This is a genomic window from Paraburkholderia phymatum, assembly GCF_040965635.1.
In the GTDB taxonomy this organism is placed as follows: Bacteria; Pseudomonadota; Gammaproteobacteria; order Burkholderiales; family Burkholderiaceae; genus Paraburkholderia; species Paraburkholderia phymatum_B.
This window is the reverse complement of the sequence record NZ_JBFRCH010000002.1, coordinates 25,729-43,032: the sequence shown is the minus strand read 5'-3', so window position 1 is coordinate 43,032 and position 17,304 is coordinate 25,729. Positions and strand designations below refer to the sequence as shown.

16 protein-coding genes and 1 tRNA gene are annotated in these 17,304 nt (G+C 61.6%); all 17 read left to right on the top strand.

Annotation, left to right across the window (positions count from 1 at the left end):
* The first annotated feature begins 227 nt into the window (after window positions 1-227).
* The 17 genes from pnp (at window position 228) to nuoL (ending at window position 17,298) form a co-directional block, all read left to right on the top strand.
* On the top strand, window positions 228-2,366 hold the full coding sequence (pnp, locus tag AB4Y32_RS03620; protein ID WP_368720033.1) for a polyribonucleotide nucleotidyltransferase: 2,139 nt from the start codon (window positions 228-230) through the stop codon (window positions 2,364-2,366).
* A 127-nt stretch (window positions 2,367-2,493) separates the two neighbouring features.
* The gene (locus AB4Y32_RS03615; RefSeq protein WP_368720032.1) at window positions 2,494-3,510 is read left to right on the top strand and encodes an NAD(P)H-quinone oxidoreductase; all 1,017 of its coding nucleotides are present in this window, start codon (window positions 2,494-2,496) and stop codon (window positions 3,508-3,510) included.
* A gap of 167 nt (window positions 3,511-3,677) precedes the next feature.
* Window positions 3,678-4,457, top strand: a complete 780-nt coding sequence (gene tpiA / locus AB4Y32_RS03610) for a triose-phosphate isomerase (RefSeq protein WP_368720031.1) — start codon at window positions 3,678-3,680, stop codon at window positions 4,455-4,457.
* Window positions 4,458-4,547: 90 nt separating this feature from the next.
* Window positions 4,548-4,937, top strand: coding sequence for a preprotein translocase subunit SecG (gene secG, locus AB4Y32_RS03605; RefSeq protein WP_368720030.1), 390 nt, complete (start codon window positions 4,548-4,550; stop codon window positions 4,935-4,937).
* Between the two features lie 112 nt (window positions 4,938-5,049).
* Window positions 5,050-5,134 (top strand) — tRNA-Leu (locus AB4Y32_RS03600).
* 172 nt (window positions 5,135-5,306) lie between these two features.
* Window positions 5,307-5,666 carry an NADH-quinone oxidoreductase subunit A gene (locus AB4Y32_RS03595; protein WP_007588164.1) on the top strand — a complete coding sequence of 120 codons (360 nt, stop codon included), beginning with the start codon at window positions 5,307-5,309 and terminating at the stop codon, window positions 5,664-5,666.
* A gap of 62 nt (window positions 5,667-5,728) precedes the next feature.
* Complete coding sequence (locus AB4Y32_RS03590) at window positions 5,729-6,208, top strand: NuoB/complex I 20 kDa subunit family protein (protein WP_006052903.1); 480 nt, start codon at window positions 5,729-5,731, stop codon at window positions 6,206-6,208.
* A 21-nt stretch (window positions 6,209-6,229) separates the two neighbouring features.
* Window positions 6,230-6,832, top strand: a complete 603-nt coding sequence (locus tag AB4Y32_RS03585; RefSeq protein ID WP_368720029.1) for an NADH-quinone oxidoreductase subunit C — start codon at window positions 6,230-6,232, stop codon at window positions 6,830-6,832.
* Window positions 6,833-6,841: 9 nt separating this feature from the next.
* On the top strand, window positions 6,842-8,095 hold the full coding sequence (locus AB4Y32_RS03580) for an NADH-quinone oxidoreductase subunit D (RefSeq protein WP_368720028.1): 1,254 nt from the start codon (window positions 6,842-6,844) through the stop codon (window positions 8,093-8,095).
* 158 nt (window positions 8,096-8,253) lie between these two features.
* On the top strand, window positions 8,254-8,739 hold the full coding sequence (nuoE, locus tag AB4Y32_RS03575; protein WP_090864399.1) for an NADH-quinone oxidoreductase subunit NuoE: 486 nt from the start codon (window positions 8,254-8,256) through the stop codon (window positions 8,737-8,739).
* Entirely contained in the window at window positions 8,736-10,064 is a 1,329-nt protein-coding gene (gene nuoF, locus AB4Y32_RS03570) for an NADH-quinone oxidoreductase subunit NuoF (RefSeq protein WP_368720027.1), read from the top strand. The genes nuoE and nuoF overlap by 4 nt, the downstream gene beginning before the upstream one ends.
* A 108-nt stretch (window positions 10,065-10,172) precedes the next feature.
* Window positions 10,173-12,506, top strand: coding sequence for an NADH-quinone oxidoreductase subunit NuoG (gene nuoG, locus AB4Y32_RS03565; protein ID WP_368720026.1), 2,334 nt, complete (start codon window positions 10,173-10,175; stop codon window positions 12,504-12,506).
* Complete coding sequence (nuoH, locus tag AB4Y32_RS03560; protein WP_342936310.1) at window positions 12,507-13,571, top strand: NADH-quinone oxidoreductase subunit NuoH; 1,065 nt, start codon at window positions 12,507-12,509, stop codon at window positions 13,569-13,571.
* 15 nt (window positions 13,572-13,586) lie between these two features.
* Window positions 13,587-14,075: an NADH-quinone oxidoreductase subunit NuoI gene (nuoI, locus tag AB4Y32_RS03555; protein WP_012401389.1), complete on the top strand. Its 489-nt coding sequence runs from the start codon at window positions 13,587-13,589 to the stop codon at window positions 14,073-14,075.
* 159 nt (window positions 14,076-14,234) lie between these two features.
* The gene (locus tag AB4Y32_RS03550) at window positions 14,235-14,903 is read left to right on the top strand and encodes an NADH-quinone oxidoreductase subunit J (protein WP_152762447.1); all 669 of its coding nucleotides are present in this window, start codon (window positions 14,235-14,237) and stop codon (window positions 14,901-14,903) included.
* A 16-nt stretch (window positions 14,904-14,919) separates the two neighbouring features.
* Window positions 14,920-15,225, top strand: a complete 306-nt coding sequence (gene nuoK / locus AB4Y32_RS03545) for an NADH-quinone oxidoreductase subunit NuoK (protein WP_368720025.1) — start codon at window positions 14,920-14,922, stop codon at window positions 15,223-15,225.
* 18 nt (window positions 15,226-15,243) lie between these two features.
* Window positions 15,244-17,298 (top strand): NADH-quinone oxidoreductase subunit L, encoded by a 2,055-nt coding sequence (gene nuoL, locus AB4Y32_RS03540; RefSeq protein ID WP_368720024.1) that lies wholly within the window; start codon window positions 15,244-15,246, stop codon window positions 17,296-17,298.
* Window positions 17,299-17,304: the final 6 nt, after the last annotated feature.

Here is a 17,304-nt window from a genome sequence, read left to right as displayed (position 1 = left end):
AATCACCCGTCTGGCGCGCTGCTTGCGTCGCGGGCAAAACGAAACAAAACCGGGCTTCAGGGTAGGGCGCTGTGTCATTCCAGCGGTTCGCGTGCAAGTGGAGGCGTCCACGCGATTCTCTGGAATGGCATAACACTCCTCTACCCGAAAGGCTTCGGTCCTGACGGTGCCGCGCGGCCGCAGTTCAACGGGGTTGCGCGGCATGACCAAAAGATCAAGGAGGACAAATGTCTATGTTTAACAAGGTCGTCAAAGAGTTCAAGTGGGGCCAGCACACGGTTCGCATGGAAACGGGTGAGATCGCCCGTCAGGCGGGCGGTGCCGTGCTCGTCGATATCGAAGACACCGTCGTGCTGGCGACCGTCGTCGGCGCGAAGACGGCGAAGCCGGGCCAGGACTTCTTCCCGCTGACCGTCGACTACATCGAAAAGACCTACTCGGCAGGCAAGATTCCGGGCGGCTTCTTCCGCCGCGAAGGCCGTCCGTCGGAAGGCGAAACGCTGATTTCGCGCCTGATCGACCGGCCGCTGCGTCCGCTGTTCCCGGAAGGCTTCTACAACGAAGTGCAGGTCGTCGTGCACGTGATGTCGATCAACCCGGAAGTCCCGGCCGACATCCCCGCGCTGATCGGCGCGTCGGCTGCACTCGCCGTGTCGGGTCTGCCGTTCAACGGTCCCGTCGGTGCTGCGCGCGTCGCGTACGTCAACAACGAGTACGTGCTGAACCCGACTCGCACGCAAAGCAAGGAATCGCGCCTCGATCTCGTCGTCGCCGGTACGGAGCGCGCGGTGCTGATGGTCGAATCCGAAGCGGATCAACTGCCGGAAGACATAATGCTGGGCGCCGTCGTGTTCGGTCACGAGCAGATGCAAACGGCCATCGACGCGATCCACGAACTCGTTCGTGAAGGCGGCAAGCCTGAGTGGGACTGGCAGCCGGCGCCGAAGAACGAAGTGCTGATCTCGCGCGTCAATGAGATTGCTTATGCCGATCTGGCTGCGGCTTACCAGACGCGCGACAAGCAGGCTCGCTCGACCCGCCTGAAGGAAATCTACGCAGCGACGCAGGCGAAGCTGGAAGAAGAAGCGGCAGCAGCGGGCACCGTGGCAGCCGACAAGGCAGCCGTCGGCAACGTGCTGTTCGACATCGAAGCGAAGATCGTCCGCTCGCAGATCCTGAACGGCGAGCCGCGTATCGACGGCCGCGATACCCGCACCGTTCGCCCGATCGAAATCCGCACGGGTGTGCTGCCGCGTACGCACGGCTCGGCGCTCTTCACGCGTGGCGAGACGCAGGCGCTCGTCGTCGCGACGCTCGGCACGAGGGGCGATGAGCAGATCATCGACGCGCTCGAAGGCGAGTACCGTGATCGCTTCATGCTCCACTACAACATGCCGCCGTTCGCGACGGGTGAAACGGGCCGCGTCGGCTCGCCGAAGCGCCGTGAAATCGGCCACGGCCGTCTCGCGAAGCGCGCGCTGGTCGCGTGTCTCCCGACCGCGGACGAGTTCGGCTACTCGATTCGCGTCGTGTCGGAAATCACCGAGTCGAACGGTTCATCGTCGATGGCATCGGTGTGCGGCGGCTGCCTCGCGCTGATGGACGCCGGCGTGCCGATGAAGGCGCACGTCGCGGGCATCGCGATGGGCCTGATCCTCGAAGGCAACAAGTTTGCTGTGCTGACGGACATCCTCGGCGACGAAGATCACCTCGGCGACATGGACTTCAAGGTGGCGGGCACGGCTGACGGCGTAACGGCGCTGCAGATGGACATCAAGATCCAGGGCATCACCAAGGAAATCATGCAGGTCGCGCTCGCGCAGGCGAAGGAAGGCCGCATGCATATCCTCGGCAAGATGACGGCGGCCGTTTCGGGTGCAAACACGCAACTGTCCGAGTTCGCGCCGCGCATGATCACCATCAAGATCAATCCGGAAAAGATCCGCGACGTGATCGGCAAGGGCGGTTCGGTGATCCGTGCGCTGACGGAAGAAACGGGTACGACGATCGACATCTCGGACGACGGCGTCGTCACGATCGCGAGCACGAGCAGCGAAGGCATGGCGGAAGCGAAGAAGCGCATCGAGAACATCACGGCCGAAGTCGAAGTGGGCCAGATCTACGAAGGCACGGTGCTCAAGCTGCTGGACTTCGGCGCGATCGTGAACCTGCTGCCGGGCAAGGACGGTCTGCTGCATATCTCCGAAATCGCCAACGAGCGCATCAAGGACATCAACGACTACCTGAAGGAAGGCCAGCAAGTGAAGGTCAAGGTCATCCAGACGGACGAAAAGGGTCGTGTGCGTCTGTCGGCGAAGGCGCTTCTGAACGAAGCGGCGCAGACGGAACCGACGCCGCAGCAGTAATGCAGTGAAAGCAGGACGGCCGGTAGCGCAAAAGCGCGCCGGCCGTTTTTCATGTAGGGTGGATTGCAGTGCGAACTGGTTTTCGTGGCCGATTTGCAGCGCTATCCAGACCTTGGGAGAGACGACGATGAACGCAATCGAAATCACCGAATTCGGTGCGCCGGAAGTCTTGAAGCTCGCCGAGCGGCCGATGCCTGAGCCGAAAGCGGGCGAAGTGCTGATCAAAGTGTCCGCGTCGGGCGTGAATCGTCCGGACGTGTTTCAGCGCAAGGGCGGCTATGCGCCGCCGCCTGGCGCGTCGGATCTGCCGGGGCTGGAAGTGGCGGGCGAAATCGTCGGCGGAAATATCGACGAGAAGCGCAATCCGTTCGGTCTCAAGATCGGCGATCGCGTGTGCGCGCTGATGGCGGGCGGCGGCTACGCGGAATACGCGGCCGTGCCGCTGTTGCAGTGTCTGCCTGTGCCGAAGGGGTTTTCCGATGTCGAAGCGGCGGCCTTGCCCGAGACCTTCTTCACTGTCTGGAGCAATGTTTTTGACCGTGCGTTGCTCGGTAAAGGCGAGGGCGGCGAGAACGAGACGTTCCTCGTGCAGGGCGGTTCGAGCGGCATTGGCGTGACGGCGATCCAGATCGCGCATGCACTCGGCTATCGCGTGTTCGCGACAGCCGGCACGGACGAAAAGTGCCGTGCGTGCGAGGCGCTTGGCGCGGAACGTGCGATCAACTACAAGACGGAAGATTTCGTCGAAGTGATCAAGTCGCTCACGAATGACCGTGGCGTCGACGTGATTCTCGACATGGTGGCGGGCAGCTACGTGCCACGCGAACTGAAGGCGCTCGCCGATGGCGGCCGCCTCGTGATCATCGCGCTGCTCGGCGGCGCCAAGGTCGAAGTGAATCTGAACGACATTCTGCGCCGTCGCCTGACGGTGACGGGCTCGACGCTGCGTCCGCGTCCAGTCGAATTCAAGGCGAAGATCGCGGCGCAACTGAAGGAGCGCGTGTGGCCGCATCTCGAAGACGGCACGATCAAGCCGGTGATCTACAAGGTATTCCCGGCGGCGCAGGCGGCGCAGGCGCACGAGCTGATGGAAAGCAGCCTGCACGTCGGCAAGATCGTGCTGAATTGGGGCGCGGATGCTTGACAGCGCCCATTTAATTGAGTTTGACCCGGTCTGTCAGCACACAGTAAAATCGTGTGTTTTGCGCGTTCTGCATGAATTTTGCAGGCGGACCGCGGGCACCAGAGAGCTGGGGGCGCTGACGAAGCGGACGCGCCCAGGACCCGCACCACGACGAAACGAGCGAGACGATGGCGAAACAACGAGCAAAACTGGTAGTCGGTAACTGGAAGATGCACGGTCGGCTTGCCGACAACCGCGTGCTGCTGCAAGCCGTATCGCTTGGCGCGGACGATCTTCCGGACGATGTGCGAGTCGGCGTATGCGTGCCGTGTCCTTATCTGCCGCAAGCGCAGTCGCTGCTGGAAGGCGGCCGCGTCGCGTGGGGCGTGCAGGATGTGTCCGCGCATACGCAGGGTGCCTATACCGGTGAAGTCGCTGCCGAAATGGCAGCGGAATTTGGCGCATCGTTTGCGATCGTCGGACACTCCGAGCGTCGTGCGTATCACCGCGAAAGCGGCGAGACCGTCGCTGTCAAGGCACAGCGCGCGCTCGAGGCAGGTTTGACGCCGATCGTCTGCGTCGGCGAAACGCTTGAAGAGCGCGAGTCGGGTAGGACAGAGCAGATCGTGGGCGCGCAACTCGATGCGGTGCTCGCGACGTTGTCGGTGGAAGATTCGGCTCGCATCGTCGTTGCGTATGAGCCCGTGTGGGCCATCGGCACCGGGGAGAGCGCGACGGCACAACAGGCGCAGGACGTTCATGCGTTCTTGCGCGCGCGTCTCGCAATGAGGGGCGACGACGTGGAAAGCGTGCCGCTGCTGTACGGTGGCAGCGTGAAGCCGGAGAACGCGGAAGAGTTGTTCAGTCAGCCGGATATCGACGGCGGTTTGATCGGCGGCGCGTCGCTGAAAGACAAGGATTTCCTGGCAATCTGCAGTGCAGCCGTCGCGGCGACCGCCGCGCGCTGACCAAGCAAGGCAGAGTGCCCGGGCGAGGATGACCCATTGCGCGCAGCATGTGTGTTGTTGCGCGGTTAAATAAAGACCCAGGTGAGTGTGATGCTGTATTTGAAAACGTTGATCATTGTCGTGCAGTTGCTGTCGGCGCTTGGCGTCATCGGCCTCGTGCTGTTGCAGCACGGCAAGGGCGCCGACATGGGCGCGGCCTTCGGTAGCGGCGCGTCGGGCAGTCTCTTCGGCGCGACGGGCTCTGCTAATTTTCTGTCACGTACGACTGCGATACTGGCAGCAGTGTTCTTCGCCACCACGTTGGCACTGACGTACATCGGCGCGTATCACTCGAAACCTTCGGCGGGCGTCCTTGGCAGTGCTCCTGCAACGGCTCCTGCGGCTGCATCCGTTGCTCCTGCTGCGTCTGCACCCGCTAATGCATCGGCTGCAGTTGCTGCATCCGCAGCTTCTGCGCCAGGCCAAGATGTGCCGAAATAAATCTTCGAAGAAAACGCGTTTGTGCGTTGAACAAACTGCTTAAACGGGTTAGAATTCAAGTCTTGAAGCGATTCGCGGGTTTTACAAGTTGTTTTCCCGGATTGCAGACAGTGCCGACGTGGTGAAATTGGTAGACACGCTATCTTGAGGGGGTAGTGGCGAAAGCTGTGCGAGTTCGAGTCTCGCCGTCGGCACCAATGTTATCTAATGCCAGCCGCTTGCTTCAGCTTCGGCTGGCATTTTCACTTCTAGGGTGGTGTTTGCTGTGGGCTTTCGACATCAAGCATCCCGAAGTGTTTCGCGTCAGGGGTTGTTCAAAATGGTCCGCGTCTCCTGGCGTCACTCAGAACCAACCGATTGAGGATAGCTTTGAACCTCGCAGCCTATTTCCCCGTTTTGTTGTTCCTCCTCGTGGGCACCGGTTTAGGCGTAGCACTGGTCAGTATCGGCAAGATCCTCGGTCCGAATCGGCCGGATACCGAAAAGAACGCACCGTACGAGTGCGGCTTCGAAGCGTTCGAAGATGCGCGCATGAAGTTCGATGTGCGCTACTACCTGGTTGCCATTCTCTTTATCATTTTCGACCTTGAAACGGCGTTCCTGTTCCCGTGGGGTGTTGCCCTGCGCGATATCGGCTGGCCGGGCTTCATCTCGATGATGATTTTTCTGCTCGAATTCCTGTTGGGCTTCGCCTATATCTGGAAGAAAGGTGGCCTTGATTGGGAATGACGGGTTAATCGCCGGTATGTAGGGGTGGCGATGGCTCGCCGCCCGTCTGGAGTGGAAAGCAAATGAGTATCGAAGGGGTCTTGAAGGAAGGGTTTGTCACCACCACGGCTGACAAGCTGATCAACTGGACGCGTACCGGTTCACTGTGGCCGATGACGTTCGGTCTCGCGTGTTGTGCTGTCGAGATGATGCATGCGGGCGCAGCCCGTTATGACCTCGACCGTTTTGGCGTGGTGTTTCGTCCAAGTCCGCGACAGTCGGACGTGATGATCGTCGCCGGCACGCTGTGCAACAAGATGGCGCCCGCGCTGCGCAAGGTCTACGACCAGATGGCCGAGCCGCGCTGGGTGATCTCGATGGGTTCGTGCGCGAACGGCGGTGGCTACTATCACTACTCGTATTCGGTGGTGCGTGGCTGCGACCGTATCGTCCCCGTCGATGTGTATGTGCCGGGCTGCCCGCCCACGGCTGAAGCGCTGGTGTACGGCGTGATCCAGCTGCAGGCGAAGATCCGCCGCACCAATACCATCGCCCGTCAATAAGGCCAGAGCCTCCCCCACAATATGGCAACCAAACTCGAGACCCTCAAAGCGAACCTCGAGGCGGCCTTTGGCGGCCGCCTGACGAGCGTCACCGAATCCATCGGTGAGCTGACCATCGTCGTGAAAGCGGGCGATTACCTCGAAGTGGCCACGCGTCTGCGCGATGACGCGACGCTGCACTTCGAGCAACTGATCGACCTGTGTGGTGTCGACTATCAAACTTACGGTGAAGGCGCTTACGAAGGTCCGCGTTTTGCCGCTGTCCTGCATCTACTGTCCATCTCGAACAACTGGCGCCTGCGCGTGCGCGTGTTCGCGCCGGACGACGCTGTGCCCCTGGTTCCGTCGGTCGTCGAGATCTGGAATTCGGCCAACTGGTACGAGCGCGAAGCATTCGACCTATACGGCATCGTCTTCGAAGGTCATCCGGACCTGCGCCGCATCCTGACCGATTACGGTTTCATCGGTTATCCGTTCCGCAAGGATTTCCCGGTTTCCGGCTACGTCGAAATGCGCTACGACCCGGAAGAGAAGCGCGTCGTCTATCAGCCGGTGACGATCGAGCCGCGGGAAATCACGCCGCGCGTGATCCGCGAGGATCACTATGGCGGCCTGAAACACTAAGAGAACGTCATGGCAGAGATCAAGAACTACACGCTCAACTTCGGCCCTCAGCACCCGGCAGCGCACGGCGTGCTGCGCCTCGTGCTCGAACTCGACGGCGAAGTGATCCAGCGCGCCGATCCGCACATCGGCCTCCTGCACCGCGCGACGGAAAAGCTCGCGGAGAGCAAGACGTTCATCCAGTCGGTGCCGTACATGGACCGTCTCGACTACGTGTCGATGATGGTCAACGAGCACGGCTATGTGCTCGCAATCGAAAAGCTGCTCGGCATCGACGTGCCGATTCGCGCAAAGTACATCCGCGTGCTGTTCGACGAAGTCACGCGCGTGCTGAACCACCTGATGTGGATCGGCGCGCATGCGCTCGACGTCGGCGCGATGGCGGTGTTCCTCTACGCGTTCCGCGAGCGCGAAGACCTGATGGACGTGTATGAGGCGGTGTCCGGCGCGCGGATGCACGCTGCGTACTATCGTCCGGGCGGTGTGTATCGCGATCTGCCGGACGCGATGCCGCAATACAAGGCATCGAAGATTCGCAATGCGAAGGCATTGTCGAAGCTGAACGAGAACCGCCAGGGCTCGCTGCTCGATTTCATCGAAGACTTCTTCAACCGCTTCCCGAAGTACGTCGACGAGTACGAAACGCTGCTCACCGACAACCGCATCTGGAAGCAGCGTCTGGTCGGCATCGGCGTCGTGAGTCCGGAGCGCGCGCTGCAACTGGGCCTGACGGGCGCGATGCTGCGCGGCTCGGGCATCGAGTGGGATCTGCGCAAGAAGCAGCCGTACGAAGTGTATGACCAGCTGGACTTCGACATCCCCGTGGGCGTAAACGGCGATTGCTACGACCGCTATCTGGTGCGCGTCGAAGAAATGCGTCAATCCACGCGTATCGCGAAACAGTGCATTGAATGGCTGCGCAAGAATCCCGGCCCTGTGATGACGGACAATCACAAGGTCGCGCCGCCGTCGCGCGTCGGCATGAAGTCGAACATGGAAGAGCTGATTCACCACTTCAAGCTCTTCACGGAAGGCTTCCACGTGCCGGAAGGCGAAACATACGCGGCCGTCGAGCATCCGAAGGGCGAGTTCGGCATCTATCTGGTGTCGGATGGCGCAAACAAGCCGTATCGCCTGAAGATTCGCGCGCCGGGTTATGCACACCTGTCCGCGCTCGACGAAATGGCGCGCGGTCACATGATCGCCGACGCCGTGACGATCATCGGCACGCAAGACATCGTGTTCGGTGAAGTCGATCGCTAGGCGAATTCACGAGCAGTATTCATCAAGGCGCGCGCTCACGTAGCCGATAACGCATGAGAAGCGGGGCGCGCGTCAAGCAAAGGAACGCCGGGTCTGTCGCAACACGCAGTGCGCGACAGGTTTTCGTTCGGTAGGAATTGAAAGAGTCGTGTCTGAAAATGATCTCAGCTGAAGGCCTGAAAGAAATCGATCGTGCGATCACGAAGTACCCCGCCGATCAGAAACAGTCCGCCGTGATGGCGGCGCTGGCCGTCGGTCAGCAGGAGCATGGCTGGCTGTCGCCCGAACTGATGGAGTTCGTCGCGGACTATCTCGGCATGCCGGCCGTCGCCGTGCAGGAGGTCGCGACCTTCTACACGATGTTCGAGACGTCGCCCGTCGGCAAACACAAGATCACGCTCTGCACGAACCTGCCGTGCCAGCTCGGTCCCGATGGCGGTTCGGACAGCGCCGCCGAATATCTGAAGCAGAAGCTCGGCATCGACTTCGGCGAAACCACCCCGGACGGTAAGTTCACCCTGAAAGAGGGCGAGTGCATGGGTTCGTGCGGTGACGCTCCTGTGCTGCTCGTGAACAACCATCGCATGTGCAGCTTCATGAGCCGCGAGAAGATCGACCAGCTGCTCGAGGAACTTTCGAAATGACGTCTTTGCACGATCGTCACATCAAACCGCTGATTCTCGCCGGCCTGAACGGCGACAACTGGCATCTTCAAGACTACGTGGCGCGCGGCGGCTACAAGCAGCTGCGCCGTATCCTCGAAGAGAAGATTCCGCCGGAGCAGGTGATCGCCGACGTGAAGGCTTCGGGTCTGCGCGGCCGCGGCGGTGCAGGCTTTCCGACGGGCCTGAAGTGGAGCTTCATGCCGCGCCAGTTCCCGGGGCAGAAGTATCTCGTCTGCAACTCGGACGAGGGCGAGCCGGGCACGTTCAAGGACCGCGACATCCTGCGCTGGAACCCGCATTCGCTGATCGAAGGCATGGCCATCGGCGCGTACGCGATGGGCATCACGGTCGGCTACAACTACATCCACGGTGAAATCTTCGAAGTCTACAAGCGCTTCGAAGAGGCACTGGAGGAAGCGCGCGCAGCCGGTTTCCTCGGCGACAACATCATGGGCTCCAGCTTCTCGTTCCAGCTGCATGCGCACCACGGTTACGGCGCCTACATCTGCGGCGAAGAAACCGCACTGCTCGAATCGCTGGAAGGCAAGAAGGGCCAGCCGCGCTTCAAGCCGCCGTTCCCGGCGAGCTTCGGCGTGTACGGCAAGCCGACCACGATCAACAACACGGAAACGTTCGCAGCCGTGCCGTTTCTGCTGGAAGTCGGTCCGCAGGCCTACCTCGAAATAGGCAAGCCGAACAACGGCGGCACGAAGATTTTCTCGGTGTCGGGTGACGTCGAGCGTCCGGGCAACTACGAAATCCCGCTCGGCACGCCGTTCTCGACGCTGATGGAACTCGCGGGTGGCATGCGCGGCGGCAAGAAGATCAAGGCCGTGATTCCCGGCGGTTCGTCGGCGCCCGTGGTTCCGGGCGACATCATGATGCAAACCGACATGGACTACGATTCGATCGCGAAGGCGGGTTCGATGCTGGGTTCGGGCGCCGTCATCGTGATGGACGAGACGCGCTGCATGGTGCGCTCGCTGTTGCGCCTGTCGTATTTCTATTACGAAGAGTCGTGCGGTCAGTGCACGCCGTGCCGCGAAGGCACGGGCTGGCTGTATCGCGTCGTGCATCGCATCGAACACGGCCTCGGCCGCCAGGAAGATCTGGATCTGCTGAACTCAGTCGCGGAGAACATCATGGGCCGCACGATCTGCGCGCTCGGCGATGCGGCTGCCATGCCCGTGCGCGGCATGCTCAAGCACTACTGGGACGAATTCGAGTATCACGTCGCCAACAAGCGTTGCCTCGTCGGCGGTCATGAGGGCGCAGCGGCGGCATCGGAAACGATCGCCGCGTAAAGCCAGAGTAAAGCCACAGGCAAGCGCGAGAGCCGCCGCTTCGCGCAAAAGCGCAGCGGCGAGCGGGCGAACGATTGAGCGGTAACAGGTTAAGGAAGATTGACCATCATGGTTGAACTTGAAATAGACGGCAAGAAAGTAGAGGTGGCCGAAGGCAGCATGATCATTCAGGCTGCACATAAGGTCGATACCTACATCCCTCACTTCTGCTATCACAAGAAGCTGTCGATTGCGGCCAACTGCCGGATGTGTCTCGTCGATGTCGAGAAGATGCCGAAGGCCGTGCCTGCATGCGCGACGCCGGTGTCGGCGGGCATGATCGTGCGCACGAAATCGGAAAAGGCGGTGAAGGGTCAGCAATCCGTGATGGAGTTTCTGCTGATCAATCACCCGCTCGATTGCCCGATCTGCGATCAGGGCGGCGAATGCCAGCTGCAGGATCTGGCCGTCGGTTACGGCAAGTCGTCGTCGCGTTATAGCGAAGAGAAGCGCGTCGTGTTCCACAAGAACGTCGGCCCGCTGATCTCGATGGAAGAAATGACGCGCTGCATTCACTGCACGCGCTGTGTCCGCTTTGGTGAAGAAATCGCCGGCGTGATGGAGCTCGGCATGCTGGGCCGCGGCGAGCACTCGGAAATCACGTCGTTCGTCGGCAAGACGGTCGACTCCGAACTGTCGGGCAACATGATCGACCTGTGCCCCGTCGGCGCGTTGACCAGCAAGCCGTTCCGCTACAGCGCCCGTACGTGGGAACTGTCGCGCCGCAAGTCGGTGAGCCCGCACGATTCCGTCGGCGCGAACCTCGTCGTGCAGGTGAAGAACAACCGCGTGATGCGCGTGCTGCCGTTCGAAAACGAAGCAATCAACGAGTGCTGGATTTCGGACAAGGACCGTTTCTCGTACGAAGGCCTGAACAGCCCGGAACGTCTGACGCGCCCGATGCTCAAGCAGGGCGGCCAGTGGGTCGAGACGGACTGGCAGACGGCGCTCGAATACGTCGTCAAGGGTCTGAAGGGAATCAAGGCGGATCACGGCGCTGACGCGCTTGCCACGCTTGGCAGCGCGCACAGCACGGTCGAAGAACTGTTCCTGCTGAAGAAGATCGCAGAAGCGGTCGGAACGTCGAACGTCGATTTCCGTCTGCGTCAGACGGACTTCCCGGCAGGCGCAAACGGCACGCCGTGGCTGGGTACGGCTATCGCTAATCTGTCGACGCTCGACTCGGCATTGGTGATCGGCTCGTCGCTGCGCCGCGATCATCCGCTGTTCGCCGCGCGTCTGCGTCAGGCAGCCAAGGGTGGCGCGAAGATCACGCTGCTGCAAGCCACGCGCGACGACGCGCTGATTCCGCAAGCTACACGTATCGCTGCGGCACCGTCGGCATGGCTCAATGAGCTGGCTGGCATCGCTGCCGCCGTGTCGGAAGCGAAGGGCGTCGCGTTGCCGGAGGCGTTCGCAGGCGCGCAGGTGTCGGATGTCGCGAAGCAGACGGCGGCATCGCTCACCACGGGCGAGCTTCGCGTCGTGCTGCTCGGCAACGGCGCTGTCCAGCATCCGGAGTTCGCGCGCATTCACGCAGCGGCTCAATGGATCGCTGATGCAACGGGCGCCTCGCTCGGCTTCCTGACAGAAGCGGCGAACACCGTCGGCGCGCATCTCGTCGGCGCATTGCCGGGCGAGGGCGGTCTGAACGCCCGCGAAGTCTTCGAGCAGCCGCGCAAGGGTTACCTGCTGCTGAACCTCGAACCGGAATTCGATACCGCCAACCCGGCGCAGGCGCTAGCCGCGCTGAACCAGGCGGAAATGGTCGTCGTGATGTCGCCGTTCCAGACGGGCGCCGAGTACGCGGACGTCCTGCTGCCGATCGCGCCGTTCACGGAAACGGCCGGCACGTTCATCAACGCGGAAGGCACGGTGCAGATGTTCAACGGCGTCGTGCGTCCGCTGGGCGATACGCGCCCCGCATGGAAGGTTCTGCGTGTGCTGGGCAGCCTGCTCGGCGTGCCGGGCTTCGATTACGACACGGCTGAAGAAGTGCGCGTCGACGCGTTGGGCGATGGCGATCTGACGTCGCGCCTGTCGAACGAGACGACCGCGGCCATCGCGCGCAGCAGCGCGGCGAAGGCGGCGGAAGGCACGTTCGAGCGCATCGCCGATGTGCCGATCTATCACGCCGATCCGCTCGTGCGCCGTGCAGAGTCGTTGCAGCTGACGGCGGCCGCGCGTGCCGCCCACACGGTCGGTTTGCCGGCGGCGCTGTTCGACAAGCTGGATTTGAAGGAAGGCGACGCGGTGCGCGTTCGTCAGGGCGATCGCTCGGTGCAGGTTCCGGCCGTGCGTGATGCGAATCTTGCGGAGACGGTCGTCCGCGTATCGGCGGCTACGCCAGCCGGTGCAGCGCTGGGCAGCCTGTTCGGTGAACTGGTGGTGGAGAAGGCGTAAATGACCTTGTTCGATACGATCAACGCGGGCGGCAGCCAGCTTCTCGGCGTGGCCTGGCCTACGGTGTGGGCACTCGTGCGCATCCTCGTGGTGTCCGTCGCGATCCTGCTGTGCGTGGCTTACCTGATCCTGTGGGAACGTAAGCTGATCGGCTGGATGCACGTGCGTCTTGGCCCGAACCGCGTCGGCCCGGCGGGTCTCCTGCAGCCGATCGCCGACGTGCTGAAGCTGCTCCTGAAGGAAGTCATTCAGCCGACGCAAGCGAGCCGCTGGATCTACCTGATCGCGCCGATCATGGTGGTGGTCCCCGCGTTCGCGGTGTGGGCGGTGATTCCGTTCCAGTCGGGCGCCGTGCTCGGCGACATCAACGCGGGCCTGCTGTACGCGATCTCGATTTCGTCGATGGGCGTGTATGGCGTGATTCTCGCGGGCTGGGCGTCGAACTCGAAGTACGCGTTCCTCGGCGCGATGCGCGCGGCGGCGCAGATGGTGTCGTACGAAATCTCGATGGGCTTCGCGCTCGTCGTCGTGATGATGACGGCAGGCACGATGAACCTGTCGGACATCGTCGGATCGCAGATGCGCGGCATCTTCGCGAGCCACGGCGTGACGTTCCTGTCGTGGAACTGGTTGCCGCTGCTGCCTGCCTTCGTCGTGTACTTCATTTCGGGTATCGCCGAAACGAATCGGCATCCGTTTGACGTGGTGGAAGGCGAGTCGGAAATCGTCGCAGGTCACATGATCGACTACTCGGGCATGGCGTTCGCGCTCTTCTTCCTCGCCGAGTACATCAACATGATCGTGATCTCGGCGCTGGCTTCCGTCCTGTTCCTCGGCGGCTGGAGTGCACCGTTCGGGTTCCTGTCGTTCATTCCGGGCATCTTCTGGCTGGTGCTGAAAGTATTCTTCCTGTTGTCGGTATTTATCTGGGCGCGTGCGACGTTCCCGCGCTACCGCTATGACCAGATCATGCGTCTGGGCTGGAAGGTGTTCCTGCCGGTTACCGTGATCTGGGTGATCGTGGTCGGCCTCTGGATCATGTCGCCGTTGAATATCTGGAATTAAGGAGGCGGACGAACCATGACCGCAATCCAAAACTTCTTCAAGACCTTCTTTCTGACCGAACTGCTGAAAGGCCTCGCGCTGACGGGACGCTATACGTTCCAGCGCAAGATCACGGTGCAGTTCCCCGAAGAGAAGACCCCGATTTCGCCGCGTTTCCGCGGGCTGCACGCGCTGCGCCGCTATGAGAACGGCGAAGAGCGCTGCATCGCATGCAAGCTGTGCGAAGCGGTGTGCCCGGCGCTTGCCATCACGATCGAATCGGAAACGCGCGCGGACAACACGCGCCGCACGACGCGCTACGACATCGACCTGACCAAGTGCATCTTCTGCGGTTTCTGCGAGGAGAGCTGCCCGGTCGATTCGATCGTGGAAACGCACATCCTCGAGTATCACGGCGAAAAGCGCGGCGACCTGTACTTCACGAAGGACATGCTGCTGGCAGTCGGCGACCGTTACGAAGCGGAAATCGCTGCAAACAAGGCAGCCGACGCACCCTATCGTTGATTTGGGTTGATATAGCAGTTCGACGCCGCGCGGCTTACCAGGCGCAAAACCGTGCGGCGCTGCCAGACCGCTTGGGTGTCGCGTCAGACAAAGCGATGTATCAGAAGACGCGCGCCGAAGCACCAAGCCTGACGATGGCCTAACGATGAATCGGTAATCATGGAATTCACGACCGTACTGTTCTACATCTTCGCGCTGCTCCTGACGGTGTCAGGGCTGAAGGTGATCACTTCGCGCAACCCGGTGGCGTCCGCGTTGTTCCTCGTGCTCGCGTTCTTCAACGCGGCCGCGATCTGGATGCTGCTGCAGGCGGAATTCCTCGCGATCCTGCTGGTGCTGGTGTACGTCGGCGCGGTGATGGTGCTGTTCCTGTTTGTCGTGATGATGCTGGACATCAATCTCGACGTGTTGCGGCGCGACTTCAAACGCTTCGTGCCGATGGCGACCGTGGTGGGCGCCATCATCGTGGTCGAAACGGCGCTGATCCTGTGGCACGGCTACGGCGCGACGGTTCAACCCGTACGCGACACGACGGCCGCCGTCGCGGGCGCCGCCGACTGGTCGAACACGCGCCTGATCGGCAAGGTCATCTACACGGATTACATCTTCGCGTTCGAAGTGGCCGGCCTCGTGCTGCTGGTCGCGATCATCGCGGCGATGGCGCTGACCGCGCGTCACGGCAAGGACAGCAAGCGCCAGCGCGTGTCCGAGCAGGTGAAGGTGCGCCGCGAAGACCGCGTGCGCGTGGTCAAGATGGCAGCGGAGAAGGAACGTCTGGCTGAACCTGAAGCCATTACCGGCGACGCTGGCGCCGGCAAGAACAGCTGACGCAGAGGAGAGAAAAATGTTGTCACTTGCCCATTACCTCGTGCTCGGCGCGATCCTGTTCGCGATCAGCGTCGTCGGCATATTCCTGAACCGTCGCAACGTCATCATCATCCTGATGGCGATCGAGCTGATGCTGCTGGCGGTCAACACGAATTTCGTCGCGTTCTCGCATTACCTCGGCGACGTGCATGGCCAGATCTTCGTCTTCTTCGTGCTGACCGTCGCGGCAGCCGAATCTGCGATCGGCCTCGCAATTCTGGTGACCCTGTTCCGTAGCCTCGACACGATCAACGTCGAGGATCTCGATCAGCTCAAAGGTTAATTTCAGGCACAGGCTCTTATGTCAACGACACTCAATGAAAACCTGTTGCTGGCGGTTGCGCTCGCACCGCTGGCCGGCTCGCTGATCGCAGGGCTGTTCGGCAAGACGGTCGGGCGTGCGGGGGCCCACTCGATCACGATCCTCGGCGTCGCGATTTCGTTTGTTCTTTCGTGCATCGTTTTCCTCGACGTGCTGAACGGCGCGAGCTTCAACGCGACCGTGTACGAATGGATGACGGCCGGCAAGGTGAAGTTCGAAATCGGCTTTCTCGTCGACACGCTGACGGCCATGATGATGTGCGTCGTGACCTTCGTGTCGCTGATGGTCCACGTCTACACGATCGGCTACATGGCCGACGAAGAGACGGGCTACGAGCGTTTCTTCTCGTACATCTCGCTGTTCACGTTCTCGATGCTGATGCTCGTGATGAGCAACAACTTCCTGCAGCTGTTCTTCGGCTGGGAAGCGGTGGGTCTCGTGTCGTACCTGCTGATCGGCTTCTACTTCAAGCGTGAAAGCGCGATCTACGCGAACATGAAGGCGTTCCTGGTCAACCGCGTGGGCGACTTCGGCTTCATCCTGGGCATCGGTCTGATCCTCGCGTACGGCGGCTCGATGAACTACGGCGAAGTGTTTGCGAAGAGCCACGAACTGGCTTCGCTGACGTTCCCGGGCACCGACTGGGGCCTGCTGACGGTCGCGTGCATCTGCCTTTTCATCGGCGCAATGGGTAAGTCGGCGCAGTTCCCGCTGCACGTGTGGCTGCCGGACTCGATGGAAGGCCCGACGCCGATCTCCGCGCTGATTCACGCGGCAACGATGGTGACGGCGGGTATCTTCATGGTGACGCGCATGTCGCCGCTGTTCGAGCTGTCGGATTCGGCGCTGTCGTTCATCACGGTGATCGGCGCGATCACTGCGCTGTTCATGGGCTTCCTCGGCATCGTGCAGAACGACATCAAGCGCGTCGTCGCTTACTCGACGCTGTCGCAGCTCGGCTACATGACGGTCGCGCTCGGCGTGTCGGCGTATCCCGTCGCCGTGTTCCACCTGATGACGCACGCGTTCTTCAAGGCACTGCTGTTCCTCGGCGCGGGCTCGGTCATCATCGGCATGCACCACGACCAGGACATGCGCAACATGGGCGGCCTGCGCAAGTACATGCCCATCACGTGGATCACGTCGCTGGTCGGTTCGCTCGCGCTGATCGGCACGCCGTTCTTCTCAGGCTTCTATTCGAAGGACTCGATCATCGATGCGGTGAAGCTGTCGCATCTGCCGGGTTCAGGCTTCGCGTACTTCGCGGTTGTCGCAAGCGTGTTCGTGACGGCGCTGTACTCGTTCCGCATGTACTTCATGGTGTTCCACGGCGAAGAGCGTTTCCGCGGTCCGAAGCATCCCGACTCGCCGATGGGCGCCGAAGCCGCTGCGCACGGACACGGCGATCACGGCCACGGTCACGATGACCACGCTCACGAGCCGCACGAAACGCCGTGGGTGGTGTGGCTGCCGCTGGTCCTGCTCGCGATTCCGTCGATCGTGATCGGCGCAATCGGCATCGGCCCGATGCTGTACGGCGATTTCTTCCAGCACGGCGTGGCGTTCGAGAAGGTCATCTTCATCGGCGAAAACCATCCGGCGCTGCACGAGATGGCGGAAGAATTCCAGGGCTGGGCCTCGATGGGCCTGCACGCCGCAACGGGCGTGCCCGTATGGCTGGCGCTCGCGGGTGTCGTGGTGGCGTGGTTCCTGTACCTGCAGCGACCGGATCTGCCTGTTACGCTGCGCCGCACGTTCGGTCCGATCTATACGCTGCTGGATAACAAGTACTACATGGACAAGATCAACGAAGTCGTGTTCGCACGCGGCGCCGTGGCAATCGGCCGTGGCCTGTGGAAGGAAGGCGACGTCGTGGTCATTGACGGCATTGTCAACGGAAGCGCGCGCTTTATCGGCTGGTTCGCGAGCGTGATCCGTTTCCTGCAATCGGGTTACATCTACCATTACGCGTTTGCCATGATCATCGGCATGCTGGGGCTCTTGACCCTGTTTGTAACGCTCGGCGGCAAATAAGAACAG

Bases quoted from the DNA above. Each gene is read 5' to 3' on its own strand.
- pnp (WP_368720033.1), top strand. From the start codon at position 228: ATGTCTATGTTTAACAAGGTCGTCAAAGAGTTCAAGTGGGGCCAGCAC.
- AB4Y32_RS03615 (WP_368720032.1), top strand. From the start codon at position 2,494: ATGAACGCAATCGAAATCACCGAATTCGGTGCGCCGGAAGTCTTGAAG.
- tpiA (WP_368720031.1), top strand. From the start codon at position 3,678: ATGGCGAAACAACGAGCAAAACTGGTAGTCGGTAACTGGAAGATGCAC.
- secG (WP_368720030.1), top strand. From the start codon at position 4,548: ATGCTGTATTTGAAAACGTTGATCATTGTCGTGCAGTTGCTGTCGGCG.
- AB4Y32_RS03590 (WP_006052903.1), top strand. From the start codon at position 5,729: ATGAGTATCGAAGGGGTCTTGAAGGAAGGGTTTGTCACCACCACGGCT.
- AB4Y32_RS03585 (WP_368720029.1), top strand. From the start codon at position 6,230: ATGGCAACCAAACTCGAGACCCTCAAAGCGAACCTCGAGGCGGCCTTT.
- AB4Y32_RS03580 (WP_368720028.1), top strand. From the start codon at position 6,842: ATGGCAGAGATCAAGAACTACACGCTCAACTTCGGCCCTCAGCACCCG.
- nuoE (WP_090864399.1), top strand. From the start codon at position 8,254: ATGATCTCAGCTGAAGGCCTGAAAGAAATCGATCGTGCGATCACGAAG.
- nuoF (WP_368720027.1), top strand. From the start codon at position 8,736: ATGACGTCTTTGCACGATCGTCACATCAAACCGCTGATTCTCGCCGGC.
- nuoG (WP_368720026.1), top strand. From the start codon at position 10,173: ATGGTTGAACTTGAAATAGACGGCAAGAAAGTAGAGGTGGCCGAAGGC.
- nuoH (WP_342936310.1), top strand. From the start codon at position 12,507: ATGACCTTGTTCGATACGATCAACGCGGGCGGCAGCCAGCTTCTCGGC.
- nuoI (WP_012401389.1), top strand. From the start codon at position 13,587: ATGACCGCAATCCAAAACTTCTTCAAGACCTTCTTTCTGACCGAACTG.
- AB4Y32_RS03550 (WP_152762447.1), top strand. From the start codon at position 14,235: ATGGAATTCACGACCGTACTGTTCTACATCTTCGCGCTGCTCCTGACG.
- nuoK (WP_368720025.1), top strand. From the start codon at position 14,920: ATGTTGTCACTTGCCCATTACCTCGTGCTCGGCGCGATCCTGTTCGCG.
- nuoL (WP_368720024.1), top strand. From the start codon at position 15,244: ATGTCAACGACACTCAATGAAAACCTGTTGCTGGCGGTTGCGCTCGCA.